We start from the raw sequence: 14,256 nt of genomic DNA, 5'->3' as shown, positions 1-14,256 counted from the left end.
CAATTTGTTGATGAATACCGGGATAGGACGCTTGGGCCTGTAAGTACTTAGTTTTTTAGGACTCATTTCACCAACTCTAGAATTAATCTGTGTTTTGACTTTGTATTAACACTGCGTATAATTAGATAATACGATGTTAATACTTTAAACTATTAATTCAATTCTTCAACGCTTATAATATTGTTATTGATAGGAAGTTAATTTTAGAATGGCGGGATTGAGATGGCAGCGGCAATTGATATTACTGGCCAACACTTTGGTCGATTGATAGCAGTGCACCGAGCGGGGCGTGCTAAGAATGGTAATGCGCTCTGGCTTTGTCAGTGCCAGTGTGGTCGGACTTGTGTGGTGGATTCTTATGTTTTACGACATGGTAAGACGCGTAGTTGCGGGTGCTTAGCAGCTGAACAGAGTCGGCAAAATATTTTTAATAATCCACAAGCAGTTTCACACATGGGCGATCCCAGAAATTTAAAAATTTGTGATCATCATACGGATGTGAGTTCAATCAAGAAGTCAAAGCGCAATACTAGTGGGGTCGTGGGTGTTAGTTATGATAAGCAGTCAGATTCTTGGGTGGCCCACTTCTATTACAAAGGAACGTACATATTGAATAAGCACTTTATTCATTTTGAGGATGCTGTCCAGGCACGGCGGGAGATGGAACGACAGTATTTGACTTCGTCGAAAGAATGAGTCGTGATGCTGGCACTAGCATGGTTGGGTGGAGCTAGCGATTAGAACACACAGGGTCATTAGGTTGAATCGTCTTACGGGCTAGTATTGGGTCACAGTGATGTTAAGCTGTGACCCAATTTTTTTGTCGAATTATTTTGGTAGTTAGTGATAAGCAGACTTCAACATGATGATAAAAATTTTCGTCGTGACGAATAGGTTACAGTCAGGTTGAGTTCTGATAAAATAAGCATTAAATGAAATAAGAGGGGGTACGATGATTGTCAACAATGTTAGTTGCGGAAGATTTGTCCGCAGTCGGTGGTATTTCGCTCAGTTCAGCGTTACCGGTATTAACGGCGATGCAGTATAACGTGGCCGCTTTACCGACTAGCCTATTGTCAACCCATACTAGTGGGTACGGGACGCCAGCTGTGGTAGACCTATCAACGTGGTTACCACAGGTCTTTCAACATTGGACGCGCGCGCAGTTGCATTTTGACCAAGCACTGATTGGCTATGTGGGCTCAGTAACGCTTTGTCGCCAATTGACGACTTACTTAGAACAACAGTCATTATCGTTATTAGTTGTTGACCCGGTACTCGGTGATTTAGGTCAACTCTATCAAGGCTTTGATCAGAACTATGTTGAAGCAATGCGCCAATTGATTCATCAAGCGGATGTGATTTTGCCAAACACAACGGAAGCGGCTTTACTAACGGGAATCCCATATCAGACTACCCCCGAGTTGCAGTACTTGTTACCAGCGTTACAGAAACAATTAAAAGTAGGTGCACACGCAGTCATTACGGATGTGCAACGTGCGGATCAAATTGGGTGTGCTTGGTTAGATGAAGCTGGCAACGTGCAATTTTGTGGTGAACAACGGCTGCCTGGTCATTATAATGGCACGGGCGATACTTTAGCTGCGGTAATTGCTGGTTTGTTAGGGCGTGGTAATGCGTTAGCCCCAACCTTAGAACTTGCCAACCATTGGCTTAATATGGCCGTTGCGGAAACCATTGACCAAAATCGGACGGATGAGCGCCAAGGGGTCGCGTTAAGACGGTTGCTTCAGGCAATTTTGGCCTTCAATTGAGGACGGAACATGTTATACTAAAGCATAATTCATAATTAGGAAGGTGCGACTTCATGAGTACAGAAGTAGCTAGTGGTGCGGTCGTCTATCAACAAAAGGATGGTCATCCCGCTTATTTATTATTACAGAGTGCAACCAGTGATTTTTGGGGGTTTCCTAAAGGACATGTGGAAGGTGCTGAGACTTTAGCTGAAGCAGCTCGGCGTGAAATTCGTGAGGAAACGCAAATTGAAGCGACACTTGATACTAACTTCAAAGCATATACTGAATATGACTTACCTAATGGCAATTTGAAGCAAGTCACCTTATTTGTCAGTGAAGTGCCTAGTGGGACTGCGGTAACCCGGCAAAAAGCTGAGATTAGTGCGATTGGCTGGTTTGACTACGCAGCAGCGCGGGAACGTTTGACTTATGATAATTTAAAGCAGATGTTAGATCAAGCTAACACGTATATTGAGCAGCACTTACAATAATAAACGACTGTAAAAAAATTACTGGTGCCGTCGCATAAACGGTACCAGTAATTTTTAAACAATATTTTTAGATTTGGCTTAAGCCTGAGTTTGTAAGTTTGCAACTGCATCTTCGATTGTTACGCCTTCAGCGAACAATTCTGGATGAAGTTTGTCAGTTGCGACAAACATTTGGCGTTGCGTATCTAAGACAATGCTGAACCAGCTATTTGTTTTTTGAAATTGCATATGACAAAACTCCCTTCTGAAAATTGTTGGTTTGCTACGAGATGCGTGAATCATCTATTTGAACCTTATAGGTACGTTACTATACTCGGTTTGCTGAGTTAACGCAAATGAAAAGCTTTACATGAATTAAAAATGGAGGTTTATTAACTTTGACATCGAAACGGATCTTTGTGATTACGGGACCAACTGGGAGTGGTAAGACCACGGTCAGTCATTATTTACGGTCGCAATATCAAATTCCACAAGTCATTACTCATACGACTAGGGCGCCCCGGGAAGGCGAAGTCAGTGGTCAGGATTACTACTTTGAAACCCCTGATAGTTTTACCACTAAGCATTATCTAGAGCACGTCACTTACAGCGGTAATCAGTATGGTTCTTCACGGGAAGGATTGGCAGCCGCGTGGAAACGATCGCCGTTGATCAGCATTGTTCTTGATACGGCTGGCGCGGTGACCTATGCGCGTGAATTGGGTGAGCAAGCGGTAGTGATCTATCTCGAAGTTGCTGATCAAGATGCATTAATTAAGCGTTTGACAAAGCGGGGTGACCTTCCCAGTCGTATTCAAAAACGCGTGGCGAGTGATGAATATTTACGAGACCAAGCGCTACCGAATGGATTAGTGGGCCATGCTCACGTTATTGTCAATGATGATTGGCAGACAACGCAGCAGCAACTGGATCAGCTAGTAGCCAAATATTGTCCGGCTGATGCGTTGACTAAAGATTAGTGGCATCGATGGCTGGCGCGATTCGGGCAACGTAATTCACTTTTGCCTCGGAATATGCTAGACTAAATAGTAATGGTTATTATTTAGTGAAGTCCTGGTCATGTAGGAGGAAGTAAGTTATGGAAACACCAATTGAACAAGCCGTTGCAATTTTACGCCGTAATCAGCTTAAAATTACGAAACAGCGGCAGGCATTATTAGATTATCTGGTGACCTATCAGGACCACTATGTAGCAATTTCGGCCGTTGATGAGCACATGCGTACGTTGTTTGCAGGAATGAGCCATAATACGATTTATCGTAATATCAAAGAGTTTGAAACGTTAGGATTATTGGAGTTAAAAGCCCAGGCCAATCAAACATTGGTCAAATATCAGTGTGATTTCAAGCATCAACATCATCATCATTTTGTGTGTTCAAACTGTGGTAAAGTAACAGAACTACAAGCGTGTCCGCTAGATGAATATGAAGCCCAGTTACCGGGCTGTACGATTACGGGGCACCGTATTGAGATTTATGGATTATGCGCGGCCTGTACGACTAAACAAGCAATCAATAGCTGACGGGGAGTCGGCTTTTTTGTTGAGTCCAGTTTGAGTAAAGAGTTTCTTAATTTGCGATAGAATTAGTGCATTCTGAACTCGAGCATGGTTTAATTATAGATTAGAGAGAATAACGGCAAAGCCTCAGAAGGGAATGACATCGATGGCTTATCGAACACCACCATTTATATCACCATTTGCAATTGTATCAATTGTTCTCGCACTAGGCGCAACCAACGTGGTTGTTAACAAGACGACCAACACTGTCAACGGTGCGAAGGCTACTAGTAGCGTGGTTAAAAGCTCATCTGCTAGTTCTACGAGTACGAAAAAGAAGCCGGCGGATGATAGCTCGGATGAAAGTAAATCTAAAGACAAGGCTAGTTCTGATTCATCTAGTGATGATCAAAATAATAGTTCAAGTAGTAGTAATGATAATACTGACGACAGTAGTAGCGCCGATGAAACCAGTAGTTCGGCTGGTTCAACTAATAATACTAACTCGAGTTCAACGAATAGTAGTACCACGACTGATAGTAGTTCATCTTCGGCTACGACTGATGATTCTAGCTCCGCTGCTGAATCGTCAAGCACGACGGCGTCAAGTTCGGCAACAACGCCGTCACAGTCGACAACGGACACCACTACTAGTGACGGGGGCGAATAACAGATGTTTAGTATTTTGGATATGATCAATCACGCCTTGGGTTACGTTAATGTCAATGTGAAAATCAAGAATCAAATCTATATTGGAATTGGAATTGCTGGCAACTTATACTTAGGGTATGTAGCGATTCGGTTGATGCAAAACGGTGCGTGGTTGCGTGGTATTTTGTACATGCTCGTCTTTGTAGCGTTGATTTATTTTATTACGTTAAACGTTATCTATTACTTTACTAATAAGACGGCTAAATATGATTTATCACCGAAAATTGAAAAATTATTAGGTGGTAAACCTAAAGAAGCACTAGCGGCTGAGCAGCAGTCGCAACAAAATCAGCAACAGCCTTATATTCCTGCCAATGGTATTTTTGACGGGCAGGAACTTTTGCCAGCAACGGTGAAAACTTCCCATACTGAACAAGAAAATGTGCATCAAATTGTCGACCAGTTACAAGCGGCCAATATTGTCCGGTTAGATTATGGTGGCTTAAGTGATGATGCTGTTATTAAGCAGGCTCAAGCAACTGGTGAACCCGTTTATGCGATTGGTCAAGGTATTCAAATTCCGTTTTCACAGTTGAAATTGGAAAATCACCGGTTAGTTATTTATGCGGGCATTAACCAGATGGATCAATCTCCAGTTGGTCACATCACTAAGGTAGGCTTGACGGATGTTCATGATGCGCATGAAGATTATAAGCTGTACTTGGCGTCTACGGTAGTTACGGGTGGTATGAGCAAGATTGCAGGGCGAACATCAGCCATTGAGCAACCGGGTGATTATCAGATAACGGCCCAGGTCGCGTATGAGGATCGCGCGGATTAAGAGCAGTTTAGCGGCTAGCTGGTCGTTAAGTGGTATGACGATGTACTGATCGTTAGTCTAAAAAGACGAAATGAAACTAACCGTGTCTTGCAGGATGTTTCGATAGTCAAATTAAAATAACCGTTGCGAGAATTTTCTCACAACGGTTATTTTAATTTGAGCATCAAACGTATTCTGTGTCAGCTATTCAAAAAGGGCTAAAATATCGTGCGGCTTTTCAAAGCGGTGGGCCACGGTTTGATGATCAGCATTAGGATCCATTCCCCAGGCAGCTAGTCCAAAATCAACGTTAGCAGCCCGTGCGGTTTGTTCGTCGCTGACGGAATCACCGATGAACAACGCGTTTTGAGGAGTCACGTTCACTTTTTCGAGCGCTGTGAGTAGTGGTAAAGGATCTGGCTTGCGTTTGGGAGTATCGTCAGCACTAATCGTGACGGCCATCCGCATCATGAAGGGGTATGGTCGCATGCCACTCTCCAATTCGTTGCGCCGTTGGGAAGTCACGATTCCAAGTCGCAGTTCAGATGGTAACTGTTCGAAGAGACTGGTAATACCGGGATACAGTTCGATCTGATCATAATGACTGGCCATAGTGTCTTCATACTGGGCCTGAAAGTGATCGAACTCATTAGGTGCGATACCTAACTCTGCCATGGCTTGTTCGGCAGCCATTGGAAAAGTCTTTTGTGCTTGAGCCGAGTTGAATGGTTTGCCATAAGTCGCCAAAACCTCGCGCATTACGGTCGTGTAGACTGGTTGGCTGTTCGTCAGTGTACCGTCAATATCAAACATTAATGCCTGGTAAGTCATGATAATCGTTCCTTCCAAAATGAATTTAACCCCAGTATAGCAAATTCGACCTTGACAGTGATTAGGACAACCATTATAGTTAGATTAACAATTGATGAGGAGCTAATGATATGTCATTACCGTTAAATTCATTAAAATCTAGAACTAGCTTTTACTTTTGGTATTTTCGCTAGTGTTTGTGCCGGCTGCTTAGGTGCAAACACGAATCCGATGTTTGCATCGATGCGGTTGCCAAAAGTCTTTTGTGATTTAACGGCGCCCATGGATGATTGAGAATTCCAAGGGTGGCTAATAAGTTTGTTTTAGCGCGGTGACGCACCCTTTGGAGTTTCCAAGGGTGCGTTTTTTAGTATCCATCCGGGACGCTTCCACCAACGAGATTAACCAAATACGGGAGGAACCCTCATGTCAATTAATTCAGAAACACTTGTTAACCATATGAACCGTGAAATTGCAGCGATTCAGCCGTCCGATATTTTAGCGTTCAATGCTGAAATTGCTAACATTCCAGGAATCGTGCGTTTAACTTTGGGAGAGCCCGACTTTAATACGCCCGAACACGTGAAACAAGCCGCTATCAAGAGCATTGAAGCTGATGAAAGTCACTATGCCCCATCAAACGGGACGTTAGCATTACGGACCGCTGCCGCTGAATTCTTAGCCCAAAAGTATGATGTACATTATAATCCAGCTAGTGAAGTGATTATTACGGCCGGTGCCACTGGTGGCATCTATACTGCCTTAACTTCGATTCTCAATCCTGGTGATGAAGTCCTGATTCCGACGCCGATTTTTCCACTCTACATTGCAATTGTGAAATTAGCTGGAGCGATACCGGTCTTCATGGATACTTCCGCCAATGGGTTCGTGTTATCCCCAGAACAGTTACAAGCCACGTTGGCAGCGCATCCCAAGACCAAAGCAGTCGTCCTCAATTTTCCTTCGAATCCAACCGGTGTGACTTATCGGCATGATGATTTAAAGGCTTTGGCAGGGGTACTAGCCGATCAACCGATTTTTGTCTTGTCGGATGAAATCTATAGTGAGCTAACGTACGGGGAGCGCCATGAATCAATTGCCAATTACTTACCAGAACAAACAATTTTACTTAATGGTGTCTCTAAGTCGCATGCGATGACTGGTTGGCGGATTGGAATCATGTGTGCGCCCCAAGCTATTACAACGCAATTAGGAAAAATTCATCAATTCACGGTGACTTCGACGACGACTAATGCGCAAGCAGCTGCCACGGAAGCACTAAAAAATGGCCTTGATGATGGCCAAACAATGAAGCATGAATATCAGGAACGGCGTGACTATTTGTATGACGCCTTGAATCAACTTGGGTTCCAGTCTGCCAAACCAGAGGGGGCGTTCTACCTATTCAGTAAGATTCCGGCCGGATTGCCACAAAATAGCATGGCTTTTTGTCGTGAATTAGCACATGAGGCAAGAGTTGCTTTGATTCCTGGTAGTTCGTTTGGCCCTGGTGGTGAAGGCTATGTTCGAATCAGTTATGCAGCTTCATTGGATGATTTAAAGACGGCGGTCACGCGGATCAGTGCGTATGTTGCTAGTCAGAAACAGGAGGATTAACCATGAAAATTTTAATGTACAGTGTTCGTGATGATGAACAGGACGCGATTCAAGCGTGGGCAACGGCACACAAGATCCAGGTCGACACGAATGACTTGGAATTTCACCCGGAAACGGCCGGGTTGGTAACCGGGTATGATGGGCTAGTCATTCAGCAACGTAGTCCGATTGGTGGTGACGCCAGCTTATATCAAGACTTAGCTGCGGCCGGATTAAAACAATTAACCAGTCGTACGGCCGGTGTGGATACGATCGATATTCCGGCAGCTAAAGCAGCTGGGTTAGTGGTGACCAATGTTCCGGCCTATTCACCTAACTCGGTCGCCGAGATGTCAGTTGCTCAGACGATGCGTCTAATTCGCAACTTAGAATTATTTGATCAACGGATTGGACAACAAAACTTTCAGTGGACGGGACTTCAAGCACGTGAAATTCGATCATTAACTGTGGGAATTATTGGTGCGGGACGCATTGGCGGTACGGCTGCACGGCTTTTTCACGGTTTAGGTGCGAAGGTGATTGCCTATGACGTTGTGCGACATCCAGAACTTGAAGACGTTTTAAGCTACGTGGATACTAAGGAGGAACTATTGCGCCAAGCCGACGTTGTTGACTTGCACGTCGATCTCAATGAGACATCGGCAGGCTTGATTGATGCGATGGCCTTGAAATTAATGAAGCCGGATGCATATATTATCAACGCATCACGCGGGCCGGTAATTGTCACAAATGATTTGGTTGCAGCTTTAAAGGCTGGCGAAATTGCGGGTTGTGCGCTCGATACGGTCGAGGGTGAAAATGCGTTATTTAACCAAAATCATCAGGGGGAGGTCCTACAAGATACAAATGTCGCCCAATTGATGCAGATGCCTAACGTCATTATTACGCCACATGTTGGGTTCTATACGAATTTGGCTGTCAAAAACATGGTTGATATTAGCTTGGATGATGTCTTAACGGTTTTGAATGGTGGAACAACGGAGCATGCTTTTTAATTGTTCTAAGTGATATGGATAATATAATTGAGGATTAAGATGATTTTTTAGTGTCAGTGGGTAGGTGAAAAATAACAATGCTGGTAGTTGTAGGTGCCATACTAGCGCCCAATTAGCCGGTGAAATAAGTTCACTGCCTATTTTGATACTGTTGATGTTAAAGAGAGTGGGATAGACCCGGGTGTGCGTTGACACATGCAGGTCTATCCCACTCTCTTTATTGACAGGCTCTTTTCAGTGGCTCACTAACTGAGCGGTTCAGCTAACCAACCGTTATCTAACAGTTGATGATAGTGTCTGCCAATTGGGACCCACAACTTAGCCTGCAGAATACTGTGAAGCTCATCCCAAAAGAGTGGATCACGTTGCTCGTTATTCGATAAATTTAACTTTAAGTAGCGGCCAGTCTCAGTTTTAGCAATAACAAAGGGGTAAAAGACTTTGATGATTTGGGCCGCCATAATATTAGTCATATTAGCTGCTTGATCAAGTAACATATTATCGTCTCCAATCAAAATGGTGGTTACTAATCTTATAGTAGTTATAGGTTAACAATGTTTATTAAAGAAAAGCTAGCGAAAGCGTAAACAATTATTTAAGCTCGGCTTGTCGAAAACACTAATTATGAAAATTATGCGCCGAATGGTCCCCGACCTTTCAGTAGTGGTATGATTAACTTAATAGTTAAATTTAAGTTAATAAAATAACGAAAAAATTATTAAAAATATTGTCTAAACCTTATTTGGCGAAATGATTATTAATAACAAAGACGAATTATTAGTCGTTTTAGTTTGAAAACGTTCAAGATTAAAGTAGATATTCAGCTATTTTAACTGAAATAAGCGGCCCTGTTTCTCACTATTTTATCGATAACGAACAATATTTGACTACTTTTTGACAAAATTACTAATTATGTATTAAACTATTTAAATAGCATTAACGAAGAATAAGGATTTATTAACTTCAATTATTAATGCAACAATTCTAGACCGTCAGTCAACAGGCTGATAGAGAAAGCGAAGGTGACTGCAATGTCAATGATCGAATTTCACGACGTCGAAAAGTATTATGGTGATTTTCACGCCCTTAAAAATATTAATTTAACGATTAATGAAGGTGAAAAAGTTGTTTTGATCGGACCGTCTGGCTCGGGTAAGAGTACCCTGATTCGAACTGTCAATGGTTTGGAACGAGTCCAGTCAGGTCAGTTGTTAGTCAATGGATTTGATTTAGCCGATCGTAAAACGGATATGAATAAAATTCGCAAAAACGTTGGGATGGTATTCCAACATTTTAATCTGTACGCTAACAAGACGGTGCTTGAAAACATCATGATTGCACCCCGGTTAGTCTTGAAACGGCCGGAAGATGAGAATAAAAAATTAGCGATGGACTTGTTGGATAGTGTTGGGTTGGCTGATAAGGCCAATAGTTTACCGAGCCAATTATCTGGGGGGCAATCACAACGAATCGCCATTGCACGTTCCTTAGCTATGAAACCAAAGTGTCTCTTGTTTGATGAACCGACTTCGGCACTAGATCCTGAAATGATTGACGATGTATTGAATGTTATGAAGAGTGTTGCCGAAGATTCCAGTATGACGATGCTAGTTGTGACTCACGAAATGGGCTTTGCCCGTGAAGTGGCGGACCGGGTTATTTTCATGGCTGATGGCGAAATCTTGGAAGACGATGCTAAGGAAAAGTTCTTCGATGGTCAGCCATCGAACGAACGGGCCCGTCAATTCTTGAGTAAAATTATTACACACTAACTTGTAGGGGAGGACCACGAATGAAAAAGCTGAAACGACTAATTGGCGCACTCGGCATGCTTACCATGCTAGTGGTGGTCTTAACCGCTTGCGGTTCACGGCAATCATTATCAAAACAAGATGTCTTGACCAATGATAAAGCTAGCAAGACCATTACGTGGGGTGTTAAAGCTGATACGAAATTATTTGGGCTGATGGATGTTAAGGATGGCAAAATCAAGGGTTTTGACGCAGATATTGCGACGGCGCTGACTAAACGAGTGCTTGGTAAAGATGCGACGGTCAACTTTGTCCAAGTGACAAGTCAAACGCGGATTCCATTGTTGAAGAATGGGAACATTGATGCCATTATTGCTACGATGACCATCACGCCTGAACGTGAAAAACAAGTTGATTTTACTAATTCGTACTTTGATGCGGGGCAATCGTTGTTAGTTAAAAAGGGGAGTCCCATCAAATCAGTTAAGGATTTAAACAAGACCGGCACCAAGGTACTTGGTGTGACGGGTGCTAACTCCGTTGAAAACATCAAGAAGGCGGCACCTAAGGCTAAAGTATTGGAATTGTCTGACTATGCGCAGGCGATGACGGCACTGAAATCTGGTCAAGGGGTTGCACTGACAACTGATAACGGGATCCTTTACGGGATGGCCTCACAGAATCCGGGTTACGAAGTAGTTGGTGGCACCTTTACCAAGGAACCTTACGGGATTGCTGTCAATAAAGGTCAGGAACCGTTAAAAAAGGCCCTTAATAAAGCGCTCAAAGAAATTGAAGCGGACGGAACGTATAACCGCATCTTGAAGAAGTGGTTTGGTAACGTGGCCGGCTTCGACTATAAGGAGGCGTCACGCTAATGGCATACATTCTAACGCACTATTGGTCAGAGCTGATTCAAGGACTCGGATATACGTTGTTATCTAGTGTAATTGCGCTAGTATTCAGTACAATTATTGGGACAATGTTTGCCATCTTTGAAGTTTTGCCAAGTCGCACGATGCGCATTATTGGTCGAATTTATATTGAGATTTTTCGGAATATTCCATTGTTAGTTATTGCGATGTTCTTTTATGTGATTATCCCAATGTATGTCGCCAAGATTGATGGCTTTACTGCTGGAACGATTGGACTAACAATTTATACATCCTCATTTATTGCAGAAACGGTTCGGGCTGGGATTCAATCTGTTGATCCTGGACAAATGGAAGGGGCTCGTGCCAATGGGATGACGTATTGGCAAGCGATGAGTAAAATTGTCTTACCACAGGCATTCAAGATTATTATTCCACCATTGGGTAACCAATTTATTAATTTGGTGAAGAACTCTTCCGTACTAGCTTTCGTGGCAGGATTCGACTTAATGTATCAGGCGAACTCAATCGCATCACTCTCGCTCGATACGATTAATAGCTATGTGGTTGTTGGTGTCTTTTACTTAATCATTACGTTACCACTCAGTTATTACATGCGTCACTTAGAGAAAAGATTAGCAAACTAGAAGGGGGCGACGATTCATGCAAAACTTTATTCAAGCGTACTCGTGGATAAATATCCGGTTCTTGCTAGAAGGACTCTGGGTAACGGTGGAAGTGTCCGTCGTTTCCATCATTGCCAGTTTTATTATCGGTTCGATCTTAGGGGTGCTCCGGTACGTGAAAATTAAATATTTATCAGCAGTGGTCGGATTTATCGTTGATATTATTCGGAACTTACCACTGATCCTAATTATCTTCTTTACTTACTTTGGCCTGCCACACTTAGGGTTTAAACCGGGGATTATCTTTGCGGCGATCCTCGCCATGACGATTTTTGAATCAGCTATGTTGGCTGAAATTATTCGGTCCGGGATTTTGGCGGTCGACTATGGTCAGATGGAAGGTGCCCGGGCTAATGGGATGAGCTATGTACAAGCGTTGTGGCACATTGTCTTTCCACAAGCCATCAAGAAGACGATCCCAACGATTGTGAGTCAATTTATTTCACTGATCAAGGACACGTCATTGGCAACTATCATTGTCTTGCCAGAATTATTAAACCATGCACAAATTATTTATGGCCAAAATTCATCGTACATTTTGCCGATGTTCCTAATGATTGCGGTAATGTATTTCATTATTTGTTATGCGTTATCGATTTTGTCACGGGTGTTGGACAAACGATTGGCGTAGCAATTAAATTGTGGTTTTGCTTGCTCAATAAGATTAAATCGATTTTTCAGACTGAAATAGTTTGGAAAGTCGATTTTGTTTATAATGAGAACTTTTTAGAATGAAATCTATGTAAACTGCTTGCATAACCTAATTAACGTGATAAGATAATTGTTGTAAACGGTTTCTGTAAAATTGAAATTAAGGATTGTAACTCAAACTCTTTGAGGCATTACCTTTTACTCGGTGCGATAGACGGGTGAAGTGGGTGCCGCAGAGAGTTTTTTTGTTCAGGAGGATTGATTATGTTTAAGTTAAGACGCAAAAAAGTAGCGCCATTTGAAGTTGTTGCACCGATTGAAGGGATTTGTCTGCCGATTACGGCTGTTAAAGACGATGTTTTTGCTAAGAAAATGATGGGGGATGGTTTTGCCATTGAACCGATAATGCATGCGACTCAGGTTGTTGCACCGATTAGTGGTAAGATCGTTGCATTACCGGCAAGCAAGCATGCCATTGGAATTACGGATGAGATTCATGGTATTTCAATATTAGTACATGTTGGTCTGAATACGGTTAGTTTGGCTGGTAAGGGTTTTACAGCTTTGGTTAAGTTAAATCAAACTGTTGATGTTGGTACGCCGTTACTGACGTTAGATTGGAACTTAATGATGACGTCTGGTTTAGATATGACAACGATGGTGGTATTCACGGATGGTTATACGGGGACGGTACCAATTGGTCATAAACAAGATCAACATTTGAAAGCCGGTGATCCTGTTCTTAAACAAGCGTAGAACTGCAATAAATAGGTGAGGAAGTGTCACGACATGCGAGTGGTGAAAAAGATCAACAATAATGTCGTCGTTTGTCTGGACCGCCATGGTGAAGAGTTGGTTGCTTTTGGTAAAGGCTTAGGATTTCCCAAAATACCATATGAATTAACTGACATGAATAAGATTACCATGACATTTTATAAATTAAACTATCAATACTATCAATTGCTGAAAGAAATTCCTACTGAAATATTTGATTTAAGCGCGGCAATTGTTGAGCGAGCTCAAAAGCTAATTCCAAAAGTGTTTAATCCTAACATGATTTTTAGCTTAGCCGATCACATTAACTTTGCAATAACACGGTTAACACAGTATCAAAGTGCGCAGCTACCATTTTCTTATGATGTAGAACAATTATATCCACAAGAAACGGCCGTTGGGTATTACGCTGTGAAATTGATTAATCGTCAGTTAAAAGTTAAATTACCGATAGCTGAAGTTACCGCAATAGCCATGCATTTCGTTAATTCACAAACGGTTGCCATCACTGCAACTTCAGATGAAACAAGTAATGATGAAATTATTAATACAATTACTAAAATTATTGAACAAGAATTTGAAATTAATATCGATCGGTCTGAGTTTACGTACAATCGTTTTGTGATGCACTTGCGCTACTATCTTAAACGAATGAGTAACCAGCAACAACTTTCTGATAATGATAACTCGAAGCTATTTACAACAATGAAACGTGATGAGCCTGAAATTTATCTGGGTGCGAAGCGTATTGCTGACTATGTTGATGAGCAGCTCAGGACTAGTAGTAATGTTGACGAAATTTTTTATCTCATGATTTATGTTAAACGAATTGTTAATAAAAAATAAAGATATCGGTATGATAAGTAATCAGAATTACGAGTGG

18 protein-coding genes are annotated in these 14,256 nt (G+C 42.2%); 15 read left to right on the top strand and 3 right to left on the bottom strand.

Annotated elements, in window-relative coordinates:
* Window positions 1–222: 222 nt before the first annotated feature.
* The 3 genes from RXV91_RS01470 (at window position 223) to RXV91_RS01460 (ending at window position 2,248) form a co-directional block, all read left to right on the top strand.
* Window positions 223–696, top strand: a complete 474-nt coding sequence (locus tag RXV91_RS01470; protein WP_316438370.1) for an alcohol dehydrogenase — start codon at window positions 223–225, stop codon at window positions 694–696.
* Window positions 697–956: 260 nt separating this feature from the next.
* Window positions 957–1,775, top strand: a complete 819-nt coding sequence (locus RXV91_RS01465) for a PfkB family carbohydrate kinase (RefSeq protein ID WP_316438369.1) — start codon at window positions 957–959, stop codon at window positions 1,773–1,775.
* A gap of 53 nt (window positions 1,776–1,828) precedes the next feature.
* On the top strand, window positions 1,829–2,248 hold the full coding sequence (locus RXV91_RS01460) for a bis(5'-nucleosyl)-tetraphosphatase (RefSeq protein ID WP_316438368.1): 420 nt from the start codon (window positions 1,829–1,831) through the stop codon (window positions 2,246–2,248).
* A gap of 78 nt (window positions 2,249–2,326) precedes the next feature.
* Here the strand turns inward: RXV91_RS01460 and RXV91_RS01455 are convergent, their stop codons facing one another.
* Complete coding sequence (locus RXV91_RS01455) at window positions 2,327–2,476, bottom strand: hypothetical protein (protein ID WP_003641114.1); 150 nt, start codon at window positions 2,474–2,476, stop codon at window positions 2,327–2,329.
* A 149-nt stretch (window positions 2,477–2,625) separates the two neighbouring features.
* Here RXV91_RS01455 and RXV91_RS01450 point away from each other — a divergent pair, with 149 nt between their 5' ends.
* From RXV91_RS01450 to RXV91_RS01435, 4 genes are all read left to right on the top strand, one after another.
* A complete protein-coding gene (locus tag RXV91_RS01450; protein ID WP_316438367.1) occupies window positions 2,626–3,207 on the top strand; it encodes an AAA family ATPase in 582 nt (193 codons plus the stop codon).
* 119 nt (window positions 3,208–3,326) lie between these two features.
* Window positions 3,327–3,770 (top strand): transcriptional repressor, encoded by a 444-nt coding sequence (locus tag RXV91_RS01445; protein WP_316438366.1) that lies wholly within the window; start codon window positions 3,327–3,329, stop codon window positions 3,768–3,770.
* Between the two features lie 142 nt (window positions 3,771–3,912).
* Window positions 3,913–4,416 (top strand): hypothetical protein, encoded by a 504-nt coding sequence (locus RXV91_RS01440; protein ID WP_316438365.1) that lies wholly within the window; start codon window positions 3,913–3,915, stop codon window positions 4,414–4,416.
* A 3-nt stretch (window positions 4,417–4,419) separates the two neighbouring features.
* On the top strand, window positions 4,420–5,238 hold the full coding sequence (locus tag RXV91_RS01435) for a DUF6681 family protein (protein ID WP_316438364.1): 819 nt from the start codon (window positions 4,420–4,422) through the stop codon (window positions 5,236–5,238).
* Window positions 5,239–5,421: 183 nt separating this feature from the next.
* Here the strand turns inward: RXV91_RS01435 and RXV91_RS01430 are convergent, their stop codons facing one another.
* The gene (locus RXV91_RS01430) at window positions 5,422–6,066 is read right to left on the bottom strand and encodes an HAD family hydrolase (RefSeq protein ID WP_316438363.1); all 645 of its coding nucleotides are present in this window, start codon (window positions 6,064–6,066) and stop codon (window positions 5,422–5,424) included.
* A gap of 387 nt (window positions 6,067–6,453) precedes the next feature.
* Between RXV91_RS01430 and RXV91_RS01425 the strand changes: the two genes are divergently transcribed.
* A complete protein-coding gene (locus tag RXV91_RS01425; RefSeq protein ID WP_316438362.1) occupies window positions 6,454–7,644 on the top strand; it encodes an aminotransferase class I/II-fold pyridoxal phosphate-dependent enzyme in 1,191 nt (396 codons plus the stop codon).
* A 2-nt stretch (window positions 7,645–7,646) separates the two neighbouring features.
* The gene (locus RXV91_RS01420) at window positions 7,647–8,639 is read left to right on the top strand and encodes a D-2-hydroxyacid dehydrogenase (RefSeq protein ID WP_316438361.1); all 993 of its coding nucleotides are present in this window, start codon (window positions 7,647–7,649) and stop codon (window positions 8,637–8,639) included.
* A 245-nt stretch (window positions 8,640–8,884) separates the two neighbouring features.
* On the opposite strand, the gene RXV91_RS01415 is transcribed toward RXV91_RS01420, so the two are convergent.
* Window positions 8,885–9,136 carry a hypothetical protein gene (locus RXV91_RS01415; RefSeq protein WP_316438360.1) on the bottom strand — a complete coding sequence of 84 codons (252 nt, stop codon included), beginning with the start codon at window positions 9,134–9,136 and terminating at the stop codon, window positions 8,885–8,887.
* A gap of 534 nt (window positions 9,137–9,670) precedes the next feature.
* Between RXV91_RS01415 and RXV91_RS01410 the strand changes: the two genes are divergently transcribed.
* From RXV91_RS01410 to RXV91_RS01385, 6 genes are all read left to right on the top strand, one after another.
* Complete coding sequence (locus RXV91_RS01410; protein ID WP_003641125.1) at window positions 9,671–10,411, top strand: amino acid ABC transporter ATP-binding protein; 741 nt, start codon at window positions 9,671–9,673, stop codon at window positions 10,409–10,411.
* A 20-nt stretch (window positions 10,412–10,431) separates the two neighbouring features.
* Window positions 10,432–11,268 carry a glutamate ABC transporter substrate-binding protein gene (locus tag RXV91_RS01405; RefSeq protein WP_316438359.1) on the top strand — a complete coding sequence of 279 codons (837 nt, stop codon included), beginning with the start codon at window positions 10,432–10,434 and terminating at the stop codon, window positions 11,266–11,268.
* Complete coding sequence (locus RXV91_RS01400) at window positions 11,268–11,909, top strand: amino acid ABC transporter permease (protein ID WP_316438358.1); 642 nt, start codon at window positions 11,268–11,270, stop codon at window positions 11,907–11,909. The genes RXV91_RS01405 and RXV91_RS01400 overlap by 1 nt, the downstream gene beginning before the upstream one ends.
* Window positions 11,910–11,925: 16 nt before the next feature.
* A complete protein-coding gene (locus RXV91_RS01395; protein ID WP_316438357.1) occupies window positions 11,926–12,579 on the top strand; it encodes an amino acid ABC transporter permease in 654 nt (217 codons plus the stop codon).
* Between the two features lie 284 nt (window positions 12,580–12,863).
* On the top strand, window positions 12,864–13,355 hold the full coding sequence (locus RXV91_RS01390) for a PTS glucose transporter subunit IIA (protein ID WP_316438356.1): 492 nt from the start codon (window positions 12,864–12,866) through the stop codon (window positions 13,353–13,355).
* Between the two features lie 33 nt (window positions 13,356–13,388).
* On the top strand, window positions 13,389–14,219 hold the full coding sequence (locus RXV91_RS01385; RefSeq protein WP_316438355.1) for a PRD domain-containing protein: 831 nt from the start codon (window positions 13,389–13,391) through the stop codon (window positions 14,217–14,219).
* The last annotated feature ends 37 nt before the right edge of the window (window positions 14,220–14,256 follow it).

It is taken from the genome of Lactiplantibacillus sp. DA1, from assembly GCF_032681335.1.
Classification (GTDB): Bacteria; Bacillota; Bacilli; order Lactobacillales; family Lactobacillaceae; genus Lactiplantibacillus.
Note: the sequence above shows the minus strand (reverse complement) of the source record. Positions and strands in the feature narration are given on the sequence as shown.

Excerpts from the sequence above, each read along its gene's own strand:
- RXV91_RS01470 (WP_316438370.1), top strand. The coding sequence starts at position 223 with ATGGCAGCGGCAATTGATATTACTGGCCAACACTTTGGTCGATTGATA.
- RXV91_RS01460 (WP_316438368.1), top strand. The coding sequence starts at position 1,829 with ATGAGTACAGAAGTAGCTAGTGGTGCGGTCGTCTATCAACAAAAGGAT.
- RXV91_RS01455 (WP_003641114.1), bottom strand. The coding sequence starts at position 2,476 with ATGCAATTTCAAAAAACAAATAGCTGGTTCAGCATTGTCTTAGATACG.
- RXV91_RS01445 (WP_316438366.1), top strand. The coding sequence starts at position 3,327 with ATGGAAACACCAATTGAACAAGCCGTTGCAATTTTACGCCGTAATCAG.
- RXV91_RS01440 (WP_316438365.1), top strand. The coding sequence starts at position 3,913 with ATGGCTTATCGAACACCACCATTTATATCACCATTTGCAATTGTATCA.
- RXV91_RS01435 (WP_316438364.1), top strand. The coding sequence starts at position 4,420 with ATGTTTAGTATTTTGGATATGATCAATCACGCCTTGGGTTACGTTAAT.
- RXV91_RS01425 (WP_316438362.1), top strand. The coding sequence starts at position 6,454 with ATGTCAATTAATTCAGAAACACTTGTTAACCATATGAACCGTGAAATT.
- RXV91_RS01420 (WP_316438361.1), top strand. The coding sequence starts at position 7,647 with ATGAAAATTTTAATGTACAGTGTTCGTGATGATGAACAGGACGCGATT.
- RXV91_RS01415 (WP_316438360.1), bottom strand. The coding sequence starts at position 9,136 with ATGTTACTTGATCAAGCAGCTAATATGACTAATATTATGGCGGCCCAA.
- RXV91_RS01410 (WP_003641125.1), top strand. The coding sequence starts at position 9,671 with ATGTCAATGATCGAATTTCACGACGTCGAAAAGTATTATGGTGATTTT.
- RXV91_RS01405 (WP_316438359.1), top strand. The coding sequence starts at position 10,432 with ATGAAAAAGCTGAAACGACTAATTGGCGCACTCGGCATGCTTACCATG.
- RXV91_RS01400 (WP_316438358.1), top strand. The coding sequence starts at position 11,268 with ATGGCATACATTCTAACGCACTATTGGTCAGAGCTGATTCAAGGACTC.
- RXV91_RS01395 (WP_316438357.1), top strand. The coding sequence starts at position 11,926 with ATGCAAAACTTTATTCAAGCGTACTCGTGGATAAATATCCGGTTCTTG.
- RXV91_RS01390 (WP_316438356.1), top strand. The coding sequence starts at position 12,864 with ATGTTTAAGTTAAGACGCAAAAAAGTAGCGCCATTTGAAGTTGTTGCA.
- RXV91_RS01385 (WP_316438355.1), top strand. The coding sequence starts at position 13,389 with ATGCGAGTGGTGAAAAAGATCAACAATAATGTCGTCGTTTGTCTGGAC.